This is a genomic window from Bacillus sp. NPDC077027 (genome assembly GCF_050269555.1).
Taxonomy (GTDB): domain Bacteria; phylum Bacillota; class Bacilli; order Bacillales; family Bacillaceae; genus Bacillus.
The window spans coordinates 790,866-813,329 of record NZ_JBNNIO010000003.1; the positions used below are offsets into that span (position 1 = coordinate 790,866).

The following is a 22,464-nucleotide window of genomic DNA, read 5'->3' on the forward strand; positions in this document are numbered from 1 at the left end:
GATGTTGTTTAAACTTGGTATAAAAGATAGAAATACAAGATTTGAATGTAAAATATCTAATTTATTACAATTTGCCTTAAAAACATAATTTATGTAAAATAATAGTATCAGTTTGATATGATAGATTGGGGCTGAAGTAGATGGCACATAAAATACCATCTTCCGAAGTGGGTGTGAAAATCAATCAGTGGTATACTCATATCCGCAAATTTGAAGTAGAACAGGCAGAAGAAATGAAGCATCTAGTCGAACAGGAGATTCATGAAATGGAAGAAGATCAGGATTTGCTCTTGTATTATTCCTTAATGGATTTTCGCCATCAAATGATGCTTCGGCACTTATCTCCCGTTCATGAAGAAAGTGAGCCGTTTCGTTCTGTTCACCTGCCAAAGGAAATTGAAGATTCGCAAGATGAACTGACAGGTTTGCTAGGTTACTACTTTCACTTTTTTCATGGAATGTATGCTTTTGTCCAGCATCGATACATTGAGGCGATCTCATACTATAAGCATGCTGAGCAACAGCTTGTCCTTGTCACAGATGAAATTGAGAAAGCAGAATTTTACTATAAAATAGCTGAAGTTTACTATCATATGAAACAAACGTATTTTTCAATGCATTATGCAAAAAAAGCGAGAGATATTTATAGAGAACATCGAATGTACGGCAAAAGAAGTATCCAATGTGATTTTGTTTTAGCCGGAAATTGGATTGATGTCAACCAATTTCAAAAAGCATTGCCGTATTTAGAAAAAGCATTAAAAGTTTGTGAAGCAATTGAAAGGCAGGAATGCACCTCGTTTTTCAAAGCAATGGCACTAAATAATTTGGGCACGTGTCACTACAGCATGGGGAATTATCACATTGCTTCAGAATTCTTTGAACAAGCCATTTCACTTTATCAAAAAGATCAGACGTCTACTATGATCAAATCTCTCTTTTCGCTTGCACTTGCTAGATTTAAGGTCGGTGATGTAGGTCATGCTAGCCGTTTACTACAAGAGGGGATGAAGCAGGCGGTCATGCTGAAAGATGAGATTTATCAAATGAAATTTAAATTTTTACAAGCGTTATATATGGACCAAGGAAACTGTGAAGAATTGAATATGGCTCTTTTTGGATTAAAAAGTAAAAAAATGTTTGCTGATTTAGAGGAATTAGCACTAGATGCGGCTAATTATTATAAGGAACGCGACATGTACAAGGAATCCTCAACTTTTTTTGAAATTGTGATCGAAGCGCGGACGCATATTCAAAAAGGAGATGAGATGTATGAGAACGAAGCATAACATGTCAAATACGCAAACAGAAGAAAGACTTCACACATAATGATTGAGCAGATAGACAAAACAACACCCTTTACGCAAAAATGGCGTAAAGGGCTTTTTGCCGTTATTGAGGGATCGCTTTCTCTGCGTCTATGGCACCTGCTCCGTAAATATTGGGATCTTCTTCTGCCCATTGGCCAGCGTTTTTGATGATGAGTTCTTTTACTTCATCAGGCGTGAGCTCTGGCGAATGCTCAAGTAACAATGCACAAATGCCTGCACAAATGGGTGTTGCCATTGAAGTGCCGGATAACGTTGTGTAGTCTGTTCCGACTCGGCTTGATTTATCTAGTTTATCAATGAAGGAACTTGGCGATCTGAGAGAAACGATATTGACACCTGGGGCCAAAATATCTGGTTTGTTTGCGCCATAAACAGTAGGCCCCCTGCTTGAAAATGGAGCGACGATGTCATCATCTGTCTCAGGTGTACTTTGATCATCATAGGCACCAACTGTTAAGATTTTTTGACTAACAGCAGGACTTGCAATCGTTTGTGCATTAGGTCCTGAATTACCAGCAGCCACGCAGACAACCATTCCGTGATCCCAAGCCGCATTTACGGCTTTGACTATTGGATCATCCTGCTCTTCATCGTAACGCTGCACATCTGCGCCAAGAGACATACTAACAATTCGAATCGGATCATCTGGATGTTCTTCGTTAAACTGAATGCACCATTCCACCCCTTCTATGATCGTAGACAGTGATCCGGTACCTGATTTATTTAATACTTTTATGCCAATGAGTTTCGCTTGTGGTGCAGGACCTTGATACAAACCGTCTGACGCTGTGCCGTCTCCTGCGATATCACCCGCACAGTGTGTACCATGTCCGTTATCATCATATGGCTTTGTTTTATTTTTGACAAAATCAACAAAGTCACGAATGCGACCTTCTAAATCTTGGTGCGGGTAAATGCCTGTATCAATGACAGCGACTGTCACACCTTTACCAGTCAAAGTTGTTTCGTTTCGCACGACGTCCTTTGCGAAGCTTGCTTTTGTGGCGACATCGAGCAAAGCATGCATTTTTCGGTCTAAATACACTTTTCGTATATGGTCGCCATCAGTTAACACTTTCTCTAAAGCAGAAGGTGTGAGATCAGCAGCACAACAATGTATATGAGAGAAGTGTTTTTTTATTTTTGCTTTTTTACTCTTCTTCAGTGCATGCTCTACACTATGAATACCAGCCTCAAGCGCTTCCTGTTTAAACTCAATGATGACAGGAATCTTCTTTTTCTTCTTTAATCTCCCTTCAAACACACGATGTAGAAAACAAGGAGTCCATTTAAATGGTTTATAAAGATTGAGTACAGTTTCTCGCAACGGTTGATCTAATTTGCTAGCGTTTGTTCTCACCATTTGAACCATAGAAAATCCAAACATGTTTCGACCTCCAATATTTACAATGATCACCATTCCACTCTTTACGATATGAAAGACAAAGAGTGTTTGTTCGGTTTCTTGTCCCTTGTTTTTTAAATCTTGGCTAGTGTCTCTGATCAATACAAAAAGAAAAACGCTTACATTTTGTAAAATAATTGAAAAAGCTGAAAAATATTACCTGTGTGCCGATGATAATTGAGAGAGTTCTTTTTGGAGAACTAGCAAATCATTAGATTTTTAAGAAAAAAAGGGGGGATGATAGGGTCAATGCTCATATAATCTGAATCGGTCATTGATGAAAAGAAAAAGAAAAACCATCAAAAAACGCTAAATTAAAGAAAACAGACTGGGTGGGACTAGGACATATTAAACATAACACCAGTTGTTTGTCATACTATCCTAACTGTGTTTCAAGCGGTAAGAGCCATTTCTGTGTATATAAAAGCAATTATCTTATTTTTGAGGAATCTCGTGACTTACAGTGATATGATCATCCTTGGAGAGAAAAAGTGGAAAAAATGAAAAGATATGATGTTTCGAAAATGAAAACATAGAAGCGGCTTAGAAATCTGTTAAAGGAGAACGGAAATGAAGAAGTTGTTTGCTTTGCTTCTCCTGCTTGCCATTGTATGGGGAGTGTATTATACAATGCAGGCACAGGAACAAGAGGAGCCATTATCACCGGGTGGAGAAGACGAAAGCGGTATAAATGATATTTATCGAAATTTCAAAGAACTAGAGGAAAATGAAAGCAGTGACAACTATCAGATTACGTACAATCAGGAACCAGGCAGTCGGCTTCTTGTTATGTCACCCCATGGGGGGAGAATTGAAGGTGGCGTCAGTGAAATTGTCCACTTCTTTGATAACGAATATTCCACCTATTTGTTTGAAGGTTTAAGAGAGAATGCTTTTGAACTTCATATTACGAGTACCAACTTCGATGAGCCAATCGGAGTACAACTAGCCAAGGCTCATGATTATGTGCTGGCAGTACATGGATATAGGGGAGAAGTAGGGGTAGATCATACCCTTGTTGGTGGTACGGATTTTGATCGTGCTGAGAAAATTGTGAATTCACTTGAGCGAAACGGTTTTTCTGCTGAGCTTGCTGTTACACATACAACCCTAAGTGGAACAAGCACTAATAATATTAATAACCTTACTAAAACCGGGCAAAGTGTGCAGCTTGAGATTAGTAGAAGTCAGCGTGAAGCACTTTTTGATCGCTTTGATTACCGCAGACGATCAAGCACAAAGAATGAACATTTTTATCGATATGTCAGAGCCATTCGGTCAGTACTTGATGAAGAGTACACATAAGATTTAGCTAAAGACAAGTGACGTACCTTCCTGTTACACTATAGATAGTTTTTGTTAAAAGGAGCGACGAGTATGGCACATCATCATTTTCACCTTCAGGCTAGCTGGCCTGGCAATCGAAACGATATTGGCACAATTGCATGCGCGCAATTAAAAACAAAGATTTCCATTCCAAAAGAAATGGATGGTCCTGGTGTTGGGACAAATCCTGATGAAATGTTACTTGGAGCTGCTGCGACATGCTATATCATTACACTGGCTGCAATGATGGAGCGTAGCTATTTAGATAAAGTCGATTTATTCATGAGTTCTGAGGCAATTGTGGATGTGACAAACGGTGTTTTCACATATGAACAAATCATCCACAGACCAGTCATCATACTAAGTGCAACTGCTTCAGCGCAAGATGTAGTACTTGCTCGAAAGCTCGCACAAAAAGCTGAGAATTCCTGCATGATATCTAGAGCTGTAAAAGGAAATGTACACATCACACTTGAAGAAACAATTCAATTAGGTCAATAGCATAAAGTCATTTTCTCTTTTAATTTGAGAAAGTGACTTTTTTTATGACTTGAATTCGTTTTGATCTGTGAACTTCGTTTCTTTATAAAGTCAGCGACAACATGTAAAAGGAGAGAGGGTAATCATTAACTGACAAGTATGCTTGGTTTAAAGGGTGTAGAACCATTGTTTGAGACATAAAAAAACATTTACTTTACTGATGGTAAAGTAAATGTTAACTCATAGCGAATATTGACTTAATTGCTTCATTTTATCAAGTCATTTTGTCATTGAAAGGTCTTTTTTAGTAATAAGGATATGGTGGGTAAGGCGGATAAGGTGGCGGGTACGGGTAGCCATATCCATAACCAGGTGCTAGAAGTGATCCAGCTAGTAAGCCGCCAGTGAAACCACCTAAAAACGGAGGGCCGAAAAACCCAAATCCAGGACGGCCAAACCCAAATCCAGGGCGTCCAAAACCGAAGCCAGGTCGACCAAAGCCGAAAGGCCTTCTTATATCTTCAGGGAAATAGTGGGGCTGAAATTCATTCATAAAAAAAGACTCCTTTCACATAAAATCACTGTAACTGGGATCAGTGTATTCTGCCTACGTAAATGTGTTTGGGTCATAGCCTAAAATAGGGAGGAATGCGGAAAAATGGGCTTATATCAATCTGATTGGGCAATGTGTCCACCACATGCGCATGCCTATAAAGCACGTACAGATGTAACAGAGGGACACTATCATTTAATTGAGGGGATTTCTCAGCCAGTCAACGGTAGCAACACCGACAAACATACTCATTTTTATAGAGGCATCACATCCTTTGAGAAGGGGCATTTTCACAGATATTACGGTATAACAGGACCTGCAATTCCAAGGGTCGATGGTACACATTATCATGAAATCAGTGAAGTTACCTACTCAGCATATACAGATCCTGTCCCGATTCCTTATGGCGGCGTTGTCTTTAGTACTGAAGAACGACCAACACACACTCATCGCTTAAAAGGAAAAACGTATGAAATTGTAGGAAATGAACCACTAGGCTGGTAAAAAAGGAGAGTTTCTTCTATTAATAGAATGGATAACATAGGAGAGGAAGTATAAGTTATGCTATACTGTAGGCAGTTTGTAAAAGAGAGTGATGTCATATGAAAAGTAAAAAACAGCCAGTTATTGTGATTGTTGGTCCGACAGCTGTTGGGAAAACAAAATTAAGTATTGATATAGCCAAAGCGTTTAATGGAGAGATCATTAGTGGCGACTCGATGCAAATATACAAGGGAATGGATATTGGCACAGCAAAAATTACACGAGAAGAAATGGATGGCGTGCCCCACCATTTGATTGATATAAAGCATCCAGAGGAATCTTTTTCTACAGCAGAGTTTCAGCAGTTGGTTCGCTTAAAAATGGATGAAATTGCCGAAAGAGGCAAGGTGCCAATGATTGTTGGAGGAACGGGACTTTATATCCAGTCCGTTCTTTACGATTATACCTTCACTGATGAAGGAAGTGATTCCTCGTTTCGAAAAGAAATGGAACTGTATGAGAAAGAACATGGTGTCATGAAACTTCATGAGAAGCTTAAAATAGTAGATCCAGAAGCGGCCGAGGCGATTCACCCCAATAATGTTCGTCGGGTCATACGTGCATTAGAAGTGATACATACGTCAGGAAGAAAAATGTCGAATATGCAAAAAGCTGATCAGCAAATTCCGCTCTATCATGCAGCGATAATTGGGCTGACAATGGACCGTGTCGTTTTATATGAGCGTATTCATCAAAGAATTGATGTGATGATCAATGATGGCTTGGTAGAAGAAGTAGAGACCTTATTTCAAGCGGGTATTAAAGATTGTCAATCGGTTCAAGCGATTGGATATAAAGAACTTTATGCTTATTTGAAAGGTGAGTCCTCACTTAACGAAGCCATTGAGCAATTAAAGCAAAATTCACGCAGATACGCGAAACGCCAGTTAACGTGGTTTCGAAACAAAATGGATGTCATTTGGTTTGATATGACACCTCCTTGCCACTTTTCAGATAAAAAAGATGAAATTTTCACTTATATAGCAGGAAAGCTTGGACTTAAAGCGAAACTGTAGTTATCAGAATCAAGGAGGACGAAACATGAAACCGATTAATATTCAGGACCAATTTTTGAATCAGATCCGCAAAGATAACACATTTGTTACTGTATTTTTATTAAATGGCTTTCAGCTTCGCGGACAAGTAAAAGGATTTGATAATTTCACGGTGCTGCTTGAAACAGAAGGGAAGCAGCAGCTTATTTATAAACATGCAATTTCTACATTCGCTCCACAAAAAAATGTGAGCCTCGAGCTAGAATAATTGTTCGTAGTGTGAGATAGCCCCCGCCTGAGCATCGAATAGACCGGCATACAACCGCTTCTTTCTTTGTCAATGTACAGGGGGCTATTTCTCATGCCCTGAAACCTTTTCCGTTTTTTTTCGTACGAGAGAAGGATGGAAAAAGATGAAAAGGTGGTATACATATGGAGAACACGGAGCTTGAGTTAAGAAGAATTAAGGTGATCCTTATTCTTATTGGTATTATTTTATTATTTACAGCTTGTTCAATCATGAATAACGACAGTATACGTTTAGAGAGAGAGGAAAGCCATTATGATCATGGCGATTCTTTTGATGATGAATTGAAATCTGCAATCCCTTTAAAAAATAATCATTTTGCGGTTATCGAGGATCGATTTGTCACAATATATCGGTTCGATGAGAAAACAAACGAACTTCAATATATCACAAGCAAGGATACAGATGAGTTTTATGATGATGATGAAGATGTGGAGTAAGCAAGGAAATTTACAAACGTAAATGAAGCCGCTACACTATAAACATGTGAAAAGATATCTCGGATAGAAAAGGGTGAGTGGATGAAACACCAAATTAAAATTAATCATTGGGAACAAACTTGTGAAGATGATTCCTGCTTCGAATACGGAACGAGTGTTTCTGTTAACGGGAAGGAACTCGTAAGGGAAGCTTCGATCGTATCTGCACTAGAAGCTGTATTAAAAGAAATAGGTGTTGAAGTCGAACTGACAGAAGTATCAGAAGATTTACAGTGCGATGCGTACAAAAAATAAAACAAAAAGTCTAGTCTTCTAAGCGAATTTTTTTCGTGTTATGATAGATTTCGGTTTGAGTTGAATAGTGAGTAGGGCTGCCAATACGGATCATGCTCTGCTCTATTTATTTGAATGTACGAGTTCGGCTCTTAGCAGTTCGGCCGGATTGGTTAATTTTTTTCGTTCAGCATATCTATATATTGTGTTTCGGAATAACATGGTATACTATATATAGTGAAAGGTGAAAGAAACCCAAGAATACTAAATTAGGTCGTGATGGAATTGATTCAAATCGTATTCGATTCAAAAACAGGAAATGTTCAACGCTTTTTGGACAAGATCCCTTTTACAGACAAACGAAAACTGACTGGAGAAGAGTTTTTGGATTCGCCGTTTATTCTCGTCACATATACGACAGGATTTGGACAAGTCCCGAGTGCCACACAGGAATTCTTAGAGAAGAATGCCCATTTGCTATTAGGTGTAGCAGTGAGTGGAAACAAAGTGTGGGGAGATAATTTTGCAAAAAGCGCCGATACGATTTCTAAACAATATCAAGTTCCGATTCTGCACACCTTTGAATTAAGCGGAACAAAAAGGGATGTTGAGTTGTTTACACAGGAGGTAGAAAGAATTGTCACAAAATCAAGTTCCAAAATGGATACAATTAAATAACGAGATTATGATTCAGAAAGAAGGAAAGTTTCAGTTCGACAAGGACAAAGAAGCTGTACATAGTTATTTCGTAGATTATATTAATCAAAACACAGTCTTCTTTCACAATCTAGAAGAGAAGATTCATTACTTAATAGAAAATGACTACTATGAAGAAGAATTTCTAAGTCAATATAGCATGGCAGACATTAAAGAAGTGTTCGAAGCAGCCTATGCAAAAAAATTCAGGTTCCCATCCTTTATGAGTGCATTTAAGTTCTACAATGACTACGCATTGAAAACAAATGATAAAAAGAAGATTCTTGAACGCTATGAAGACCGCATTTCGATTGTTGCTTTGTTCTTCGCTGACGGCGATAAACAAAAGGCACTTGACTATGTCGAACTGATGATCAATCAAGAATATCAGCCAAGTACACCAACATTCTTAAATGCAGGGCGGAAACGTCGCGGTGAACTTGTCAGCTGCTTCTTGCTTGAAGTAAATGACTCATTAAACGATATTTCAAGAGCAATTGATATCTCGATGCAGCTCTCGAAGCTAGGCGGTGGTGTCAGTCTTAACCTATCAAAGCTACGTGCAAAAGGCGAAGCAATTAAAGATGTAGAAAATGCCACAAAAGGTGTCGTTGGCGTCATGAAGCTTCTTGATAACGCCTTTCGTTATGCAGATCAAATGGGACAAAGACAAGGCTCAGGCAGTGCATATCTAAACATTTTCCACCGCGATATTAATGATTTTCTTGATACGAAAAAAATCTCTGCGGATGAAGATGTTCGCGTCAAAACACTTTCAATTGGTGTTGTCATCCCAGATAAGTTTATTGAACTTGCTCGTGAAGATAAAACGGCATATACGTTCTATCCACATACGGTATATAAAGCATACGGACAGCACCTCGATGAAATGGACATGGAAGTCATGTACGATGAACTTGTCGATAACCCTGAGGTGAAAAAGGAAAAAGTCAACCCACGAAAGCTACTTGAAAAATTAGCAGTTCTTCGTTCAGAATCCGGCTATCCTTATATTATGTTCCAAGATAATGTGAACAGAGAGCACGCACTTAATCACATTTCACGCGTGAAATTCTCGAATCTCTGCTCAGAAGTCCTTCAAGCATCAGAAGTGTCTTCGTATACAGATTACGATCAAGAAGATGAAATTGGACTAGATATTTCATGTAACCTCGGTTCGTTAAATATCATGAACGTGATGAAAAATAAATCAATTGAAAAATCAGTCAAACTTGCGACAGATTCATTGACGCTTGTCTCTGAAACGACTGACATCCGAAATGCACCGGCAGTCAGAAAAGCAAATAAAGCCATGAAATCAATCGGACTCGGTGCGATGAACCTGCACGGCTATTTATCACAAAACAATATTGCGTATGAAAGTGAAGAAGCAAGAGACTTTGCCAATACCTTCTTTATGATGGTGAACTTCTATTCTATAAAACGCTCAAGCGAAATTGCCAAAGAGCAAGGTGAGACGTTCCATCGTTATGAAGGCTCTAGTTATGCAACTGGTGAATACTTCGATAAATACTTATCAAATGATTTCACGCCGAAAACAGAAAAGGCAGCTGGGCTATTTGAAGGTATGCACATTCCGACAAAAGAAGATTGGGAAGAGCTCAAGCAATTTGTTGCAGAACACGGCATGTATCATAGCTATCGATTATGCATAGCGCCAACAGGCTCAATTTCTTATGTGCAATCTGCAACTGCGTCTGTTATGCCAATCATGGAGCGTATTGAGGAAAGAACATACGGCAACTCAAAAACATATTATCCAATGCCAGGTCTTTCTGCTAACAACTGGTTCTTCTATAAAGAAGCGTATGATATGGAGATGTTCAAAGTTGTAGACATGATCGCCACCATTCAGCAGCACGTAGACCAGGGAATCAGCTTTACGCTGTTCTTAAAAGATACAATGACAACACGCGATCTTAACCGAATTGATCTATATGCGCATCATAAAGGCATTAAGACACTTTATTATGCAAGAACGAAGGATACAGGGCAGGAAGGCTGTCTTTCTTGTGTTGTTTGATTAAAGGAGAGTTTAAAGTGACAAAAATTTACGATGCAGCCAACTGGTCAAAACACGAAGACGATTTTACGCAAATGTTTTACAATCAAAACGTGAAACAATTCTGGCTTCCAGAGGAGATTTCCTTAAATGGTGACCTTCTCACATGGAAGTATCTTGGTGAAAAAGAACGAGATACATACATGAAGGTGCTTGCTGGTCTTACACTTCTAGATACCGAGCAAGGCAACACTGGAATGCCGATTGTTGCAGAACATGTAGAAGGCCACCAGCGTAAAGCGGTCTTAAACTTCATGGCGATGATGGAAAATGCGGTGCATGCTAAATCGTACTCAAATATTTTCATGACACTTGCGCCGACAGAAACAATTAGTGAAGTGTTTGAATGGGTAAAGAAAAACAAATTTCTGCAAAGGAAAGCAGATATCATTGTCGGTTTTTATCGTTCGATTCAAAAAGATGATCCGATTTCATTGTTCAAAGCAATGGTCGCATCTGTTTATTTAGAGAGTTTCCTTTTTTACAGTGGTTTCTATTATCCTCTTTACTTCTATGGACAAGGAAAACTCATGCAAAGTGGTGAAATCATCAACTTGATTTTGCGTGATGAAGCGATCCATGGTGTGTATGTAGGTCTACTAGCGCAGGAAATCTATAATAAACAAACACCTGAAACACAAAAAGAGCTTTATGATTTTTCTATCGAATTACTCAATCGGTTGTATGAGAATGAATTAGACTACACTGAGGATATTTACGACCAAGTCAATCTCTCTCATGATGTCAAAAAATTCATCCGCTACAATGCCAATAAAGCATTAATGAACCTTGGCTTTGCTCCTTACTTTGAGGAAGAAGAAATCAACCCAATCGTATTAAATGGTTTAAATACGAAAACGAAATCACATGATTTCTTCTCCATGAAAGGGAATGGATACAAAAAGGCAACCGTTGAACCGTTAAAAGACGACGATTTCTTCTTTGGTGATCATTCATAAGCTAGAAGCAAAAGTCAAAACGTAGCATTCGTTTTGACTTTTTGCCATTTGTTATATCTTGTTACATACTGGAGGTTACCCCGATGGGAAAAATGGATGAAGTGATTTTAGTTGCGCCACGAGCGCGCGTTTTTCAAAACGAAACATTGACATTTAATGGTGTGAATAGTGAACCGAGCAAGGTGACGAGCATCATGAAGGAGATTGAAGACCATTTCGAGCAAATGAGAAGAGGCGATGCAGAGGAAGATCCGACCTTTAAGCAGCCAATTCCATATGTAGTGATCAAAAGAGAAGATGAAGTTTATGTATATGAGCGACTAGAAGGCGGTGGGGAAACACGTCTTCATAACAAGTTGTCCCTTGGATTTGGCGGTCACATGAACTTTATTGCAGATAAAAGCTTTTCAGAGATTTTAAAGGAAAATACGGATCGTGAACTTGATGAAGAGCTTTCTATTCGAGAAGAAGACAAACTTCATATGAACACACTTGGATTGATTAATGACGATGAAAATAGTGTTGGTCAGGTACATATCGGACTGTTATCTGCCCTTGAATTAAAATCTGAAGCGCTTGTAGAAGTGAAAGAAACCGATCAAATTGCTGGTCGATGGATGAAAATCACTGATCTCAAGAAAGCAGAATACTTCGACCGCCTTGAAACATGGTCTCAATTCGTTGTCGATATTTTAGCTTAATAGAACACAAACCGGCTCTCTTTCAAAGCAGAGCCGGTTTTTTACTGCTTATTGAAAGACAAATGCATCATGTCCAGCTTGCTTGACTCTTTTGACAAGTTCATCGGCATTTTGTTTCGAACGAAATGCGCCAATTTGCACCTTGAATAAACCCCCTTCTAATAAGACAAACGCTTCAAATCCTTTTCTTTTGAGCGTACTTGCCAGCTCATCCGCATTGGCTTTTACTTTAAATACACCAGCCTGTACTTTATAAAGAGCTGTTGCTTTTTTTTTCAATTGGAAGGCTTTTTCTAAACCGACAGCATGTGCGCGAGCAATGCTTTGCAGGAAAGAAACGTTGCGAAGCTTATTTGTATCAGAGGCTGTATCAATAAAGCCATTTTCAGTCAGAATAGCAGACATAGCAGTTTCTCGAAGGACGTGGAAATTTGCGGTTTTTTTGCCTCGATCGGCGAAGTCGACAGAACGGACGAATTCATCATGAATGAAGTTTCGATAGGTGGTTGTTGGGGCAGATACACCGGGGTAAATGTAGCTTTCAAAGCCAGTGCCGCCACCGGCATTGATGTGAATTGATACGAAGTAATCAGCTCCCCAGCTATTGGCTGCATTTGTTCGCTGTGATAAAGTGACCGTTTGATCATTTGAGCGACTTAAGCGGACGGATACATCCTCATATTCACTAATCAACATATCACGTAAGAAAAGTGCGATTTGTAGCGTAATATTTTTTTCAAAAAGACCGTTTGCAGCAGCACCAGAATCTGTTCCTCCGTGGCCAGGATCAATAAAAATTTTCACCATTTTATCATCACCTCATCTTTATTTTATGAAAAAACAAAAACCTTGCCTGTACCAAAAGCGGAATTCTATCTTAAATGAAGAGAAAACTTTATGAACTCATGCAACGATTGATGAAACCGCTTTGCCTATCCACTGCTTTTCTGAGAATAAGCAAATTCCTTGGTTTGTCCGCCTGCATTTAGTGAATACAATAAAGAAATAAGATCATTTCCTGGGAAAGCGCACGATTCCCCACAAAATGCGGCATCTCGGGTCATTTTGACAATAAAAATCGAAAGGGTCCGAAGCATGCTCTAAAAATGCGGGCGATTGTCACGATTACAGCTCCGCCTGAATAGAAATAAAGAGAGAAGAGCGAGAGGTGAATACGTTGGAGCGAGCTGTCACATATAAAAACAATGGCCAAATTAATATTATACTTAATGGGCAAAAGCAAGTGTTGGTTGATGCCGAATCAGAAGCGGAATACATGGAGGCTCTGCAAAAAAACGAAGCCAAGCATAGCATCTTACGAGAGATCGAACGTGAAATGAACAGTCTTGTTGGCATGGATGAGATGAAACGAAACATCAAAGAAATTTATGCTTGGATTTTTGTGAACCAAAAAAGGCAGGAGCAAGGGTTGAAGGTAGGAAAGCAGGCACTTCATATGATGTTTAAAGGGAATCCAGGTACAGGGAAAACAACCGTTGCAAGACTTGTTGGAAAGCTATTCTTTGAAATGAATGTCTTATCCAAAGGTCACCTGATTGAGGCTGAACGTGGTGACTTAGTTGGTGAATACATCGGACACACTGCTCAAAAAACGAGAGACTTAATCAAAAAATCACTTGGCGGTATTTTATTTATTGACGAAGCCTATTCTCTAGCACGAGGCGGGGAGAAGGATTTTGGGAAAGAAGCGATTGACACACTTGTCAAGCATATGGAAGATAAACAGCATGAATTTATTCTCATTTTAGCTGGTTATTCCAAGGAAATGGATCATTTTCTCTCATTAAATCCAGGGCTACAGTCACGTTTTCCGATTAATATTGATTTTCCTGATTATACAGTAGATCAACTGATGGACATTGCCAAACGAATGATGGCAGATCGCGAATATCAATTTACACATGAGGCAGAGTGGAAGCTACGAGATTATCTAATGCACATAAAAAGCACGACGAGTCCAGCAAAATTCAGCAATGGTCGTTTTGTGAGAAACACCATTGAAAAGGCGATTCGTACGCAAGCAATGCGGCTTCTGCTTGTTGACCATTATGACAAAAAAGACCTGATAACCATTAAAAGCCATGACCTTCATACGAGAGAGGATATGCCTTAAGGAAAGGGCATATCCTTTTTAATCAAAGATAAAATAAACCTTCCGAATAGTGGTATACGTGTGTGCTGTTTGGTATGATGGTACTATTGATTACTTATGTATAGAAAGGAAACAACACATTTTGAATGAACAAGAAATAAAAGAAAAAGCGATACTCGTGGGCTGTCAATTGCCGCACGTCACAGATGAACGCTTTCAATACTCATTGGAAGAATTAGCTTCCCTAACCAAAACAGCTGGTGGAGAAGCGGTCAGTTTTGTCGTGCAAAAAAGGAATCGAAAGGACAGCGCTACTTATATAGGAAAAGGCAAGGTAGAAGAACTAGAAGTCCTTTGTGATGAACTTGAATGCGATGTGATTATTTTTAATGATGAATTGTCTCCGAGTCAGCTAAAAGCACTAGCAACAGCGTTAGATGTGAAAATTATTGATCGGACACAATTAATTTTAGATATCTTTGCTAAAAGAGCCCGCACAAGAGAGGGGAAGCTGCAAATTGAGCTTGCTCAGCTTCAGTATGCCCTGCCGCGTCTTAGTGGACAAGGGATCAGCCTCTCAAGACAAGGAGGAGGCATCGGCGCAAGAGGTCCAGGTGAAACAAAACTTGAAACGGACAGACGACATATCCGCAACAGAATTCATGAAATTCATGGACAGCTCAGTTCAGTGAAGGAGCACCGCACAAGATACAGAGAGAGACGAAAGAAAAACGGTGTATTTCAAATAGCAATTGTAGGCTACACAAATGCGGGTAAATCTACTCTTTTCAATCAATTAACAGATGCGGATAGTTATGAGGAAGATTTGCTTTTTGCAACGCTTGATCCAATGACACGGAAAATGACCTTGCAATCTGGATACAGTGTACTCATCTCAGATACGGTTGGATTTATTCAGGATCTCCCTACAACACTTATTGCCGCATTTCGTTCCACACTAGAAGAAGTGAAGGAAGCCGATTATTTACTTCATGTCATTGATTCTTCAAACGAAGATTATGAAGGCCACGAAAAGACAGTAAATGAGCTCTTGGAGGAGCTGGATGCCGACCAAATTCCAATGTTAACAGTCTATAACAAAGAGGATCAAGTCAGAGCCGATTTTATTCCGTCATCAAAGCAGCGACACTTTTTAATGAGTGCAAGAAACGATGAAGACATTAAGCGCTTAAAAACAGAAGTGATGGCGCAGCTTAAAAAAGAATTTTTAGCCCCTTATCATGTGCATATCCCAGCATACGAGGGCAAACTGATATCCGCATTAAAATCTGAGACCCTAGTTGAATCTTTTGTATTTCAAAAAGAGACTGAGCTATATGAAGTCACTGGATTTATCGGAAAAGAACAGTCAATATTAGGAGATATCAAGAAGTATATGTAGGAAAGGAATAGAAAAACGATGTTTCAAACACTTAAACATGGCACTACATTAGAAAAAGTAGCAACAGAAACCGAACGAGACATTGCACACGTTCATCGCCACATTGACACGGTGAGTGAACAAAATGAATGGCGTGTCCTTGAAAGCTATCGAAAGCACAAGGTCAGTGACGCTCATTTTAACCCAACAACTGGATATGGCTACGATGATATGGGGCGAGATACACTTGAGAAGATTTATGCCGATGTCTTCGGGGGAGAAAGCGGACTTGTACGCCCGCAAATCATCTCTGGAACACACGCTATCTCTATTGCTTTATTTGGTGTGTTAAGACCAGGAGATGAATTGATATATATGACGGGTAAACCGTACGACACACTTGAAGAAATCGTTGGAATACGCGGGAAAGCAGGTGCCGGATCACTAAAGGATTTCAACATTGATTATCAAGCAATTGATTTAAACAGCGATGGTACTGTTGATTTTGACAAAGTGAAAAACGCCATTTCATCCAAAACCAAAGTCATCGGCATTCAGCGTTCAAAAGGATATGCCACAAGACCGTCCTTTACAATAGAAGAAATAGAGCAAATGATTGCATTTGTGAAGGAGATCGATGAAGAACTCATTGTCTTTGTTGACAACTGCTATGGAGAATTTACAGAGCTTAAAGAGCCATGTCACGTAGGAGCCGATCTGATGGCAGGTTCTCTGATTAAAAACCCAGGAGGCGGACTTGCGAAAACAGGCGGATACATTGTTGGAAAAGAAAAATGGGTCGAAGCATGCTCTTACCGTATGACCTCACCAGGTATCGGAAGTGAAGCGGGGGCATCGTTGTATGCGCTTCAAGAAATGTATCAAGGCTTTTTCCTAGCGTCACATGTCGTGGCGCAAAGTTTAAAAGGAGCCGTGTTCACAGCGCGTTTTCTAGAAAAAATCGGTTTCCAAACCAATCCATCTTGGGATGCAAAAAGAACAGATTTAATCCAATCCATTGAATTTGGAGATCCTGAAAAAATGATTGCATTTTGCCAAGCGATTCAATACGCTTCACCGATTAATAGCCATGTGACACCTTATGCAAGCTATATGCCTGGTTATGAAGATGATGTCATCATGGCAGCAGGTACTTTTGTACAAGGGGCTAGCATTGAATTATCAGCTGATGGACCAATTAGACCGCCTTACACAGCATATGTACAAGGTGGCCTCACGTACTCACATGTGAAAAGTGCCATCTGTAGTGCGGTAGATGCCTTATTAGATCAAGGATTAATTCGCATTTAACGAGATAAATAAATCCCATGTTAATATTCCTAACATTTCGTTGACACATAATATAACATGACATATAATAAATTTAAGCAAAGAGGAGGAGACAGTTGAGATGAGTGATAACATTCGCCGCTCAATGCCTTTGTTCCCGATTGGGATTGTGATGCAGTTAACTGAACTTTCTGCAAGACAAATTCGATATTATGAGGAAAATGGTTTAGTATTTCCTGCAAGAAGTGAAGGGAATAGACGATTATTTTCATTCCACGATGTCGATAAGTTATTAGAAATAAAAAGCCTCATCGAACAAGGTGTCAATATGGCAGGCATTAAACAACTCTTTGCCAAAGCAGAGACAGAGAATCCGAAGTCAGAAACAGAGACAAAGGAGAAAAATTCAGCCAAACACAACTTGACAGATGATGAACTACGGAAACTATTGAAAAATGAGCTGATTCAGGCTGGTCGTTTCCAACAAGGAACAACCTTTAGACAAGGGGATATGTCAAGGTTCTTCCGTTAACTTATTAGCAAAAGCATTGCTATAAACATTTTACCTGTTGTAGGGGAGGAGTTTTACGAAATGGCAAAGTACACAAGAGAAGATATCGTAAAATTAGTAAATGAGGAAAATGTAAAGTACATCCGTCTGCAATTTACAGACATTCTCGGAACGATAAAAAATGTTGAGATTCCTGTGAGCCAGCTTGAGAAAGCTCTCGATAATAAATGTATGTTTGATGGATCTTCCATTGAAGGATTTGTACGTATTGAAGAATCAGATATGTACTTATATCCAGATTTAAATACATTTGTTATTTTCCCTTGGACAGCTGAAAAAGGTAAAGTTGCACGTTTCATTTGTGATATTTATAAACCAGACGGTACACCATTTGATGGTGACCCGCGTAATAACTTAAAACGTATTTTGAAAGAAATGGAAGAATTGGGATTTAGTGATTTCAACCTTGGGCCAGAGCCAGAATTCTTCTTATTCAAACTTGATGAAAAAGGCGAGCCAACACTTGAGTTAAATGACAAAGGTGGATATTTTGATCTTGCACCAACAGATCTAGGTGAAAACTGCCGTCGTGACATCGTACTTGAGCTTGAAGAAATGGGCTTTGAAATTGAAGCATCTCACCATGAGGTTGCACCAGGACAACATGAAATCGACTTTAAATATGCAGGTGCCATTCGTTCTTGTGATGACATCCAAACATTTAAACTAGTGGTTAAAACAATTGCTAGAAAACATGGTCTTCATGCAACATTTATGCCAAAACCACTATTCGGTGTGAACGGATCGGGTATGCACTGTAATCTCTCATTATTTAGAGAAGGTAAAAATGCATTCTATGATGAAAAAGCTGACCTTCAACTAAGTGAAACAGCAAAACATTTTATTGCAGGAATTATTAAACACGCAACAAGCTTTACTGCGGTAACAAACCCAACAGTAAACTCTTACAAGCGTCTTGTTCCTGGCTATGAAGCACCTTGCTATGTCGCATGGAGTGCACAAAACCGTAGCCCATTAATTCGTATCCCTGCATCTCGTGGAATTAGCACGCGTGTTGAAGTACGTAGCGTCGATCCATCTGCAAATCCATACCTTGCGCTAAGCGTATTACTTGCAGCTGGTCTAGATGGGATCAAAAATAAATTAGAAGCACCTGCTCCAATTGACAGAAACATCTATGTCATGGACAAAGAAGAGCGTCTCGAAAACGGTATTGCTGATCTTCCTGCAACGCTTGCAGAAGCACTTGAGCTGCTAAAATCAAACGAAGTCATGGTTGGCGCACTAGGCGAGCACTTATTCGAGCACTTCATCGAATCAAAAGAAATCGAATGGGATATGTTCCGCACCCAAGTACACCCATGGGAACGCGATCAGTATATGTCTCAGTATTAATAAATAAACGTTGATTTAACAGGGTTTTTGAAAAGGATTTGGTGGTCAATTTTATAGTGACCACAACCGAAATAAGGGTTGACCACTTTTTGACCACCAAATTCAACAAAAAAATTTAACTCAAAATTGAGTTGATGTAATTCTCGAAACTGTCCACAGATTTATTTTCGAGTTTTTCACTTATATGAGCATATACGTCAGAAGTTATGCTTATGTTTTTATGTCCTAATCTTTCTTGGATGAACTTCATACTTTGACCAGCTTCTAATAATAGAACTGCATGAGTATGTCTTAGTCCGTGGATTGGGATATTTTCTATTTCAGCTTTTTTCAAAATTCTTTTTAATGCATTGAACAGTGAGGACTTCGGTAAAGGATCTCCTTTTTCTCTGCAGAAAATAAGGTCTAACTCATGGTCATATATTTCGTTGAAAACAATTTTGTTATCGTTGATCCAGTTCATATGAGATTGCAATTCTTTTGCAAGCGATTCTGTAATCTTGATAGTCCGTTCTGAGTGATATGTTTTAGTGTTACCAAATAGCTCTTCACCAGGTTCTCTTTGAAAATCAAGTGATTTATTAATTGTTATGGTTCGATTCTTCAAGTCAATATCTTTTCTTTGAAGGGCAGCAGCTTCACCTTTTCTCATACCAGTTTCAATCAAAGTCTTGAAGAAAATGTAGTAGATATAGTTATCCTGACGAGCAATCTTTAAAAACTTCCCAATATCCTCTGAGTTAATATACTCCAGACTTTGTTTAGATTTACTACGTTTTTTAGGTAACACAACCCCATCACATGGGTTTGATGCAATTTTCTTAAGTGGTCTAACAGCCATAGACAATGCATGATACATAGTGCCGTGTATGATCTCAATAGTCCTTGTGCTATACTTACCTGATTCCTCAAGAGTGTTTATGAATTTCTGATATCTCATTGGTGTTATGTCTTTTAGTTTAATCTCTTTGAAGTATGGGAGAATTTTATTCTCAACATTTCTTTGATGAATATTGTAAGTGTTTTTTGCAACTTTTCCTTTTTTGTACACTTCCAACCATTCAATAAGGAAATGCTTTAAAGTTATTTCCCCACCACCAACTTCAACATCACTTCTAAGCAATTCTTCGTGTTTTGAAGCAGCAATCTGAGCTTCTTTTTTGGTGTTGAAACCACCTTTAGAAAGCTCTGTTACTTCTTGAGTAACTGGATCTCTGTGTTTTATTCTATACTGCCATGTTGTTCCTCTTTTTCGGAAACTCGCCAATAATATCCCACCTTTCTAATATACATATCCCATTTTAACACTTGTGTTTTAGGTGGACAATCATATTTTGTTAATGAATGTAGGAATGCATTCTACATAAAACATATCTTTTATAAATAAGCTTTTTTGCGGGATACCGAAAACTTTTAAAATGAACACCTTGTCTTTACATATGCTGTAAATATCATGTTAAAATTATACAAAGGAATTGTATACAAGGGGGTAAAGGGATGACAAGATTAATAGCCTCTCAGGAGGTAGGGAACATGATAAACACCTGGAATCTTGCCATACAAAAAGGGGATTTATCAGCAGCTATTGAAATGCAAGATGACATAGATAAGGCAATTGAATCAATGGAAGAAAATCAAGATATTCTTTTGTACTATCAACTATTGAGCTTTAGACTTAAGCTGAAACTTCAGAATATTAGCAGAAATTTAGACAAGCGTTCTTTGAGAGAAACGCTCCTGACGAAAAAGAAGAAAAAACAAATAAACTCATGTCATATTACTTCTACTTTTATAATGGGATATATCATGACTACTTACAAGATTATGATAAGGCATTAAGTTACTTCAGAATAGCTGAAAAAAAGTTGACTTATGTTGATGATGAAATAGAAAAAGCTGAATTTCATTACAAATTAGCCGTTCTTTTCTATGATTTGAAAATGACTTTCTTATCTAAATATCATGCTCAAATCGCTTCAGATACTTTTAATGCTCATGAAACTTATGTCAAAAGACAAATTAACTGTAGGTTACTTCACGCACTAAACTTAATAGATCAATTTAAATATGATGATGCAAGCGATCTCTTTAATGAAGCAGAGGAAATGATTAAGAATGTAGACGATAATCACTTAATCATACACCTGTATTACAATATGGGGTTTTTGGAAAGCAAGAAAGGCAATTACTCAAATGCCGCTGAACTATACAGGCATACCTTAAGTTACAGTGAAATCGAAAAAAATGATTTATTGAAATTGAGATGCTTGTACGAATTATCTAGAGTTGCAATATCGACTCAAAGTAAAGAAGCAATAGAATTAATTGATCATGGTTATAGCTTATCTGAACAAGTCGATCATGAAATATTTAAGGTTAAATTTAAATTATTGAAAGAGCTTGTTTGTGATGTTACTGAATCGCAAATAAATAACATTAACACCTTGTGCTCAGAACTTGAAGAAAAAGGAGTGTGGGTTGATTTAGAGGAAATCTTAGTTGATGTGGCGAAATATTTAGAGAGAATAGGCTTGCTGCAACAATCATTGGATTACTATAAAAGAGCCTTACGTGCAAGCCAGTATGTAGGAAAAGGAGTGAATTAAATGAAAAAGTCTATTTTTATAACATTATCAATAGCTGTAGTTGCACTAGGTACACTTTTCTTTACAAACGGTTTGATTCAACCTCTACATGATGATGTCCAAACAGTAGCATCAAGGGGAAATTCTGGAGGGTGAATGGTTAAAAATTGATAAAATGGATTAAAGTATAAGGCTCCTTATGGTATTCTAGTAAAAGAATATTTCACAAAGGAGTCTTTTTATTATGAAGATATTAGACGCTCCCTCCCTTATATCAGCTGTTGAGAAAAGGTCAAAGGCATATGAACAGCTTAGGGAAGAAATAACAGATTTGAAAAAGGCATTGCAAGGCGTAGCTAATCTAGGTGATGAATTTACCGGAAAAGGTGCAGATAATATCAAAGCTTTTTATAATGATCTTGCACTATACACAGACACTTATCTTGATTTTATCGATATGCAAAAGGCTTTTTTAGATGGAGTGAAAGGAAAGCTTGATGATGAATCATTAGGCGGGAGTACATTTATTGATGAGCACTTCCTAGATGCTCAACTGAAACAAGGGATTCAGAATAATAAAGATATGGTCAAGGAACAAAAAGAAGCTCTATCGACGATTTTTGACGATATTAGCGATTTGATTGAATTACAGACATTTTCCAGCAAAGAGGTAGATGAGCATTTAGATGATGCGAACAACAAAAGGAAAGAGGCAATTGATGCTTTACATAAATTAGACAATGATTTGAAAACAGAATACGCAAAGTCAGAAGCGATTGAGAATCACCTCAAAACTTTTTATTCAAAAATGATGGCTGCTACAGGAAAAGGTAAGAACGCTCAGCCCATGTATTATGATGCAAAAGCATTTCACGAGACAGATGTGTACAAGAATCATGATAAAATCGATGCACAGGTGAAAGCATATTTAAAGGTGAAAAAAGAAGAAAAAGAGAAACGAAGAATCAAAGAGTTAAAGGTAAAACTAGATGATCCATCATGCATTTCAGTAGATAAGTACTTTGAAATTGTAGATGAGGTCGGATATGATAACCTTTCTTATAATCAGAAAATGT

Annotated in this window: 25 protein-coding genes; 21 read left to right on the forward strand and 4 right to left on the reverse strand. The window is 38.4% G+C overall.

The features are described 5' to 3' along the window. The first annotated feature begins 140 nt into the window (after window positions 1–140). Window positions 141–1,289, forward strand: a complete 1,149-nt coding sequence (locus ACQKEZ_RS14445) for a tetratricopeptide repeat protein (protein ID WP_427301840.1) — start codon at window positions 141–143, stop codon at window positions 1,287–1,289. Between the two features lie 103 nt (window positions 1,290–1,392). Here the strand turns inward: ACQKEZ_RS14445 and ACQKEZ_RS14450 are convergent, their stop codons facing one another. Further along, window positions 1,393–2,718, reverse strand: coding sequence for a S8 family peptidase (locus tag ACQKEZ_RS14450; protein WP_427301842.1), 1,326 nt, complete (start codon window positions 2,716–2,718; stop codon window positions 1,393–1,395). Between the two features lie 588 nt (window positions 2,719–3,306). Here ACQKEZ_RS14450 and ACQKEZ_RS14455 point away from each other — a divergent pair. Beyond that, window positions 3,307–4,041 carry a poly-gamma-glutamate hydrolase family protein gene (locus ACQKEZ_RS14455; RefSeq protein ID WP_427301843.1) on the forward strand — a complete coding sequence of 245 codons (735 nt, stop codon included), beginning with the start codon at window positions 3,307–3,309 and terminating at the stop codon, window positions 4,039–4,041. 72 nt (window positions 4,042–4,113) lie between these two features. Next, on the forward strand, window positions 4,114–4,563 hold the full coding sequence (locus ACQKEZ_RS14460; RefSeq protein WP_427301845.1) for an OsmC family protein: 450 nt from the start codon (window positions 4,114–4,116) through the stop codon (window positions 4,561–4,563). Window positions 4,564–4,846: 283 nt separating this feature from the next. Here ACQKEZ_RS14460 and ACQKEZ_RS14465 read toward each other — a convergent pair whose 3' ends face one another. Beyond that, entirely contained in the window at window positions 4,847–5,095 is a 249-nt protein-coding gene (locus tag ACQKEZ_RS14465) for a spore coat protein (protein ID WP_427301847.1), read from the reverse strand. Between the two features lie 105 nt (window positions 5,096–5,200). Here ACQKEZ_RS14465 and ACQKEZ_RS14470 point away from each other — a divergent pair, with 105 nt between their 5' ends. From ACQKEZ_RS14470 to ACQKEZ_RS14510, 9 genes are all read left to right on the forward strand, one after another. Then, window positions 5,201–5,599 (forward strand): YmaF family protein, encoded by a 399-nt coding sequence (locus ACQKEZ_RS14470; protein WP_427301849.1) that lies wholly within the window; start codon window positions 5,201–5,203, stop codon window positions 5,597–5,599. A 98-nt stretch (window positions 5,600–5,697) separates the two neighbouring features. Beyond that, a complete protein-coding gene (miaA, locus tag ACQKEZ_RS14475; RefSeq protein WP_427301850.1) occupies window positions 5,698–6,654 on the forward strand; it encodes a tRNA (adenosine(37)-N6)-dimethylallyltransferase MiaA in 957 nt (318 codons plus the stop codon). 25 nt (window positions 6,655–6,679) lie between these two features. After that, on the forward strand, window positions 6,680–6,901 hold the full coding sequence (gene hfq / locus ACQKEZ_RS14480) for an RNA chaperone Hfq (protein WP_427301852.1): 222 nt from the start codon (window positions 6,680–6,682) through the stop codon (window positions 6,899–6,901). Window positions 6,902–7,065: 164 nt separating this feature from the next. Next, complete coding sequence (locus ACQKEZ_RS14485; protein ID WP_427301853.1) at window positions 7,066–7,380, forward strand: YmzC family protein; 315 nt, start codon at window positions 7,066–7,068, stop codon at window positions 7,378–7,380. 81 nt (window positions 7,381–7,461) lie between these two features. Continuing rightward, window positions 7,462–7,674, forward strand: coding sequence for a hypothetical protein (locus ACQKEZ_RS14490; protein WP_427301855.1), 213 nt, complete (start codon window positions 7,462–7,464; stop codon window positions 7,672–7,674). A gap of 264 nt (window positions 7,675–7,938) precedes the next feature. Continuing rightward, on the forward strand, window positions 7,939–8,331 hold the full coding sequence (gene nrdI, locus ACQKEZ_RS14495; RefSeq protein WP_427301856.1) for a class Ib ribonucleoside-diphosphate reductase assembly flavoprotein NrdI: 393 nt from the start codon (window positions 7,939–7,941) through the stop codon (window positions 8,329–8,331). Beyond that, window positions 8,291–10,393, forward strand: coding sequence for a class 1b ribonucleoside-diphosphate reductase subunit alpha (gene nrdE / locus ACQKEZ_RS14500; protein ID WP_427301858.1), 2,103 nt, complete (start codon window positions 8,291–8,293; stop codon window positions 10,391–10,393). The genes nrdI and nrdE overlap by 41 nt, the downstream gene beginning before the upstream one ends. Before the next feature lie 17 nt (window positions 10,394–10,410). Continuing rightward, entirely contained in the window at window positions 10,411–11,391 is a 981-nt protein-coding gene (gene nrdF, locus ACQKEZ_RS14505; RefSeq protein WP_427301859.1) for a class 1b ribonucleoside-diphosphate reductase subunit beta, read from the forward strand. An 83-nt stretch (window positions 11,392–11,474) separates the two neighbouring features. Continuing rightward, the gene (locus ACQKEZ_RS14510; RefSeq protein ID WP_427301861.1) at window positions 11,475–12,092 is read left to right on the forward strand and encodes a hypothetical protein; all 618 of its coding nucleotides are present in this window, start codon (window positions 11,475–11,477) and stop codon (window positions 12,090–12,092) included. Between the two features lie 48 nt (window positions 12,093–12,140). Here ACQKEZ_RS14510 and ACQKEZ_RS14515 read toward each other — a convergent pair whose 3' ends face one another. Continuing rightward, complete coding sequence (locus ACQKEZ_RS14515) at window positions 12,141–12,899, reverse strand: N-acetylmuramoyl-L-alanine amidase (RefSeq protein ID WP_427301863.1); 759 nt, start codon at window positions 12,897–12,899, stop codon at window positions 12,141–12,143. A gap of 370 nt (window positions 12,900–13,269) precedes the next feature. Between ACQKEZ_RS14515 and spoVK the strand changes: the two genes are divergently transcribed. The 5 genes from spoVK to glnA all read left to right on the forward strand — a co-directional run bounded on the left by spoVK (window position 13,270) and on the right by glnA (window position 18,803). Continuing rightward, the gene (spoVK, locus tag ACQKEZ_RS14520; RefSeq protein WP_427301865.1) at window positions 13,270–14,226 is read left to right on the forward strand and encodes a stage V sporulation protein K; all 957 of its coding nucleotides are present in this window, start codon (window positions 13,270–13,272) and stop codon (window positions 14,224–14,226) included. Between the two features lie 121 nt (window positions 14,227–14,347). Next, on the forward strand, window positions 14,348–15,607 hold the full coding sequence (gene hflX, locus ACQKEZ_RS14525; protein ID WP_427301867.1) for a GTPase HflX: 1,260 nt from the start codon (window positions 14,348–14,350) through the stop codon (window positions 15,605–15,607). Window positions 15,608–15,625: 18 nt separating this feature from the next. Next, a complete protein-coding gene (locus ACQKEZ_RS14530; protein ID WP_427301869.1) occupies window positions 15,626–16,897 on the forward strand; it encodes an aminotransferase class I/II-fold pyridoxal phosphate-dependent enzyme in 1,272 nt (423 codons plus the stop codon). Window positions 16,898–16,997: 100 nt separating this feature from the next. Next, complete coding sequence (locus tag ACQKEZ_RS14535; RefSeq protein ID WP_427301871.1) at window positions 16,998–17,408, forward strand: MerR family transcriptional regulator; 411 nt, start codon at window positions 16,998–17,000, stop codon at window positions 17,406–17,408. Window positions 17,409–17,468: 60 nt separating this feature from the next. Continuing rightward, window positions 17,469–18,803, forward strand: a complete 1,335-nt coding sequence (glnA, locus tag ACQKEZ_RS14540; RefSeq protein WP_427301873.1) for a type I glutamate--ammonia ligase — start codon at window positions 17,469–17,471, stop codon at window positions 18,801–18,803. A gap of 115 nt (window positions 18,804–18,918) precedes the next feature. Here glnA and ACQKEZ_RS14545 read toward each other — a convergent pair whose 3' ends face one another. Next, on the reverse strand, window positions 18,919–20,070 hold the full coding sequence (locus ACQKEZ_RS14545) for a tyrosine-type recombinase/integrase (protein ID WP_427301875.1): 1,152 nt from the start codon (window positions 20,068–20,070) through the stop codon (window positions 18,919–18,921). 230 nt (window positions 20,071–20,300) lie between these two features. Here ACQKEZ_RS14545 and ACQKEZ_RS14550 point away from each other — a divergent pair, with 230 nt between their 5' ends. The 4 genes from ACQKEZ_RS14550 to ACQKEZ_RS14565 form a co-directional block, all read left to right on the forward strand. After that, window positions 20,301–20,642 carry a hypothetical protein gene (locus ACQKEZ_RS14550; protein ID WP_427301877.1) on the forward strand — a complete coding sequence of 114 codons (342 nt, stop codon included), beginning with the start codon at window positions 20,301–20,303 and terminating at the stop codon, window positions 20,640–20,642. 26 nt (window positions 20,643–20,668) lie between these two features. Continuing rightward, window positions 20,669–21,409 carry a hypothetical protein gene (locus ACQKEZ_RS14555; protein ID WP_427301878.1) on the forward strand — a complete coding sequence of 247 codons (741 nt, stop codon included), beginning with the start codon at window positions 20,669–20,671 and terminating at the stop codon, window positions 21,407–21,409. Further along, window positions 21,410–21,544, forward strand: coding sequence for a hypothetical protein (locus ACQKEZ_RS14560; protein WP_427301880.1), 135 nt, complete (start codon window positions 21,410–21,412; stop codon window positions 21,542–21,544). 88 nt (window positions 21,545–21,632) lie between these two features. Next, on the forward strand, window positions 21,633–22,464 hold an 832-nt coding region (locus ACQKEZ_RS14565), incomplete at its 3' end, for a T7SS effector LXG polymorphic toxin (RefSeq protein ID WP_427301881.1).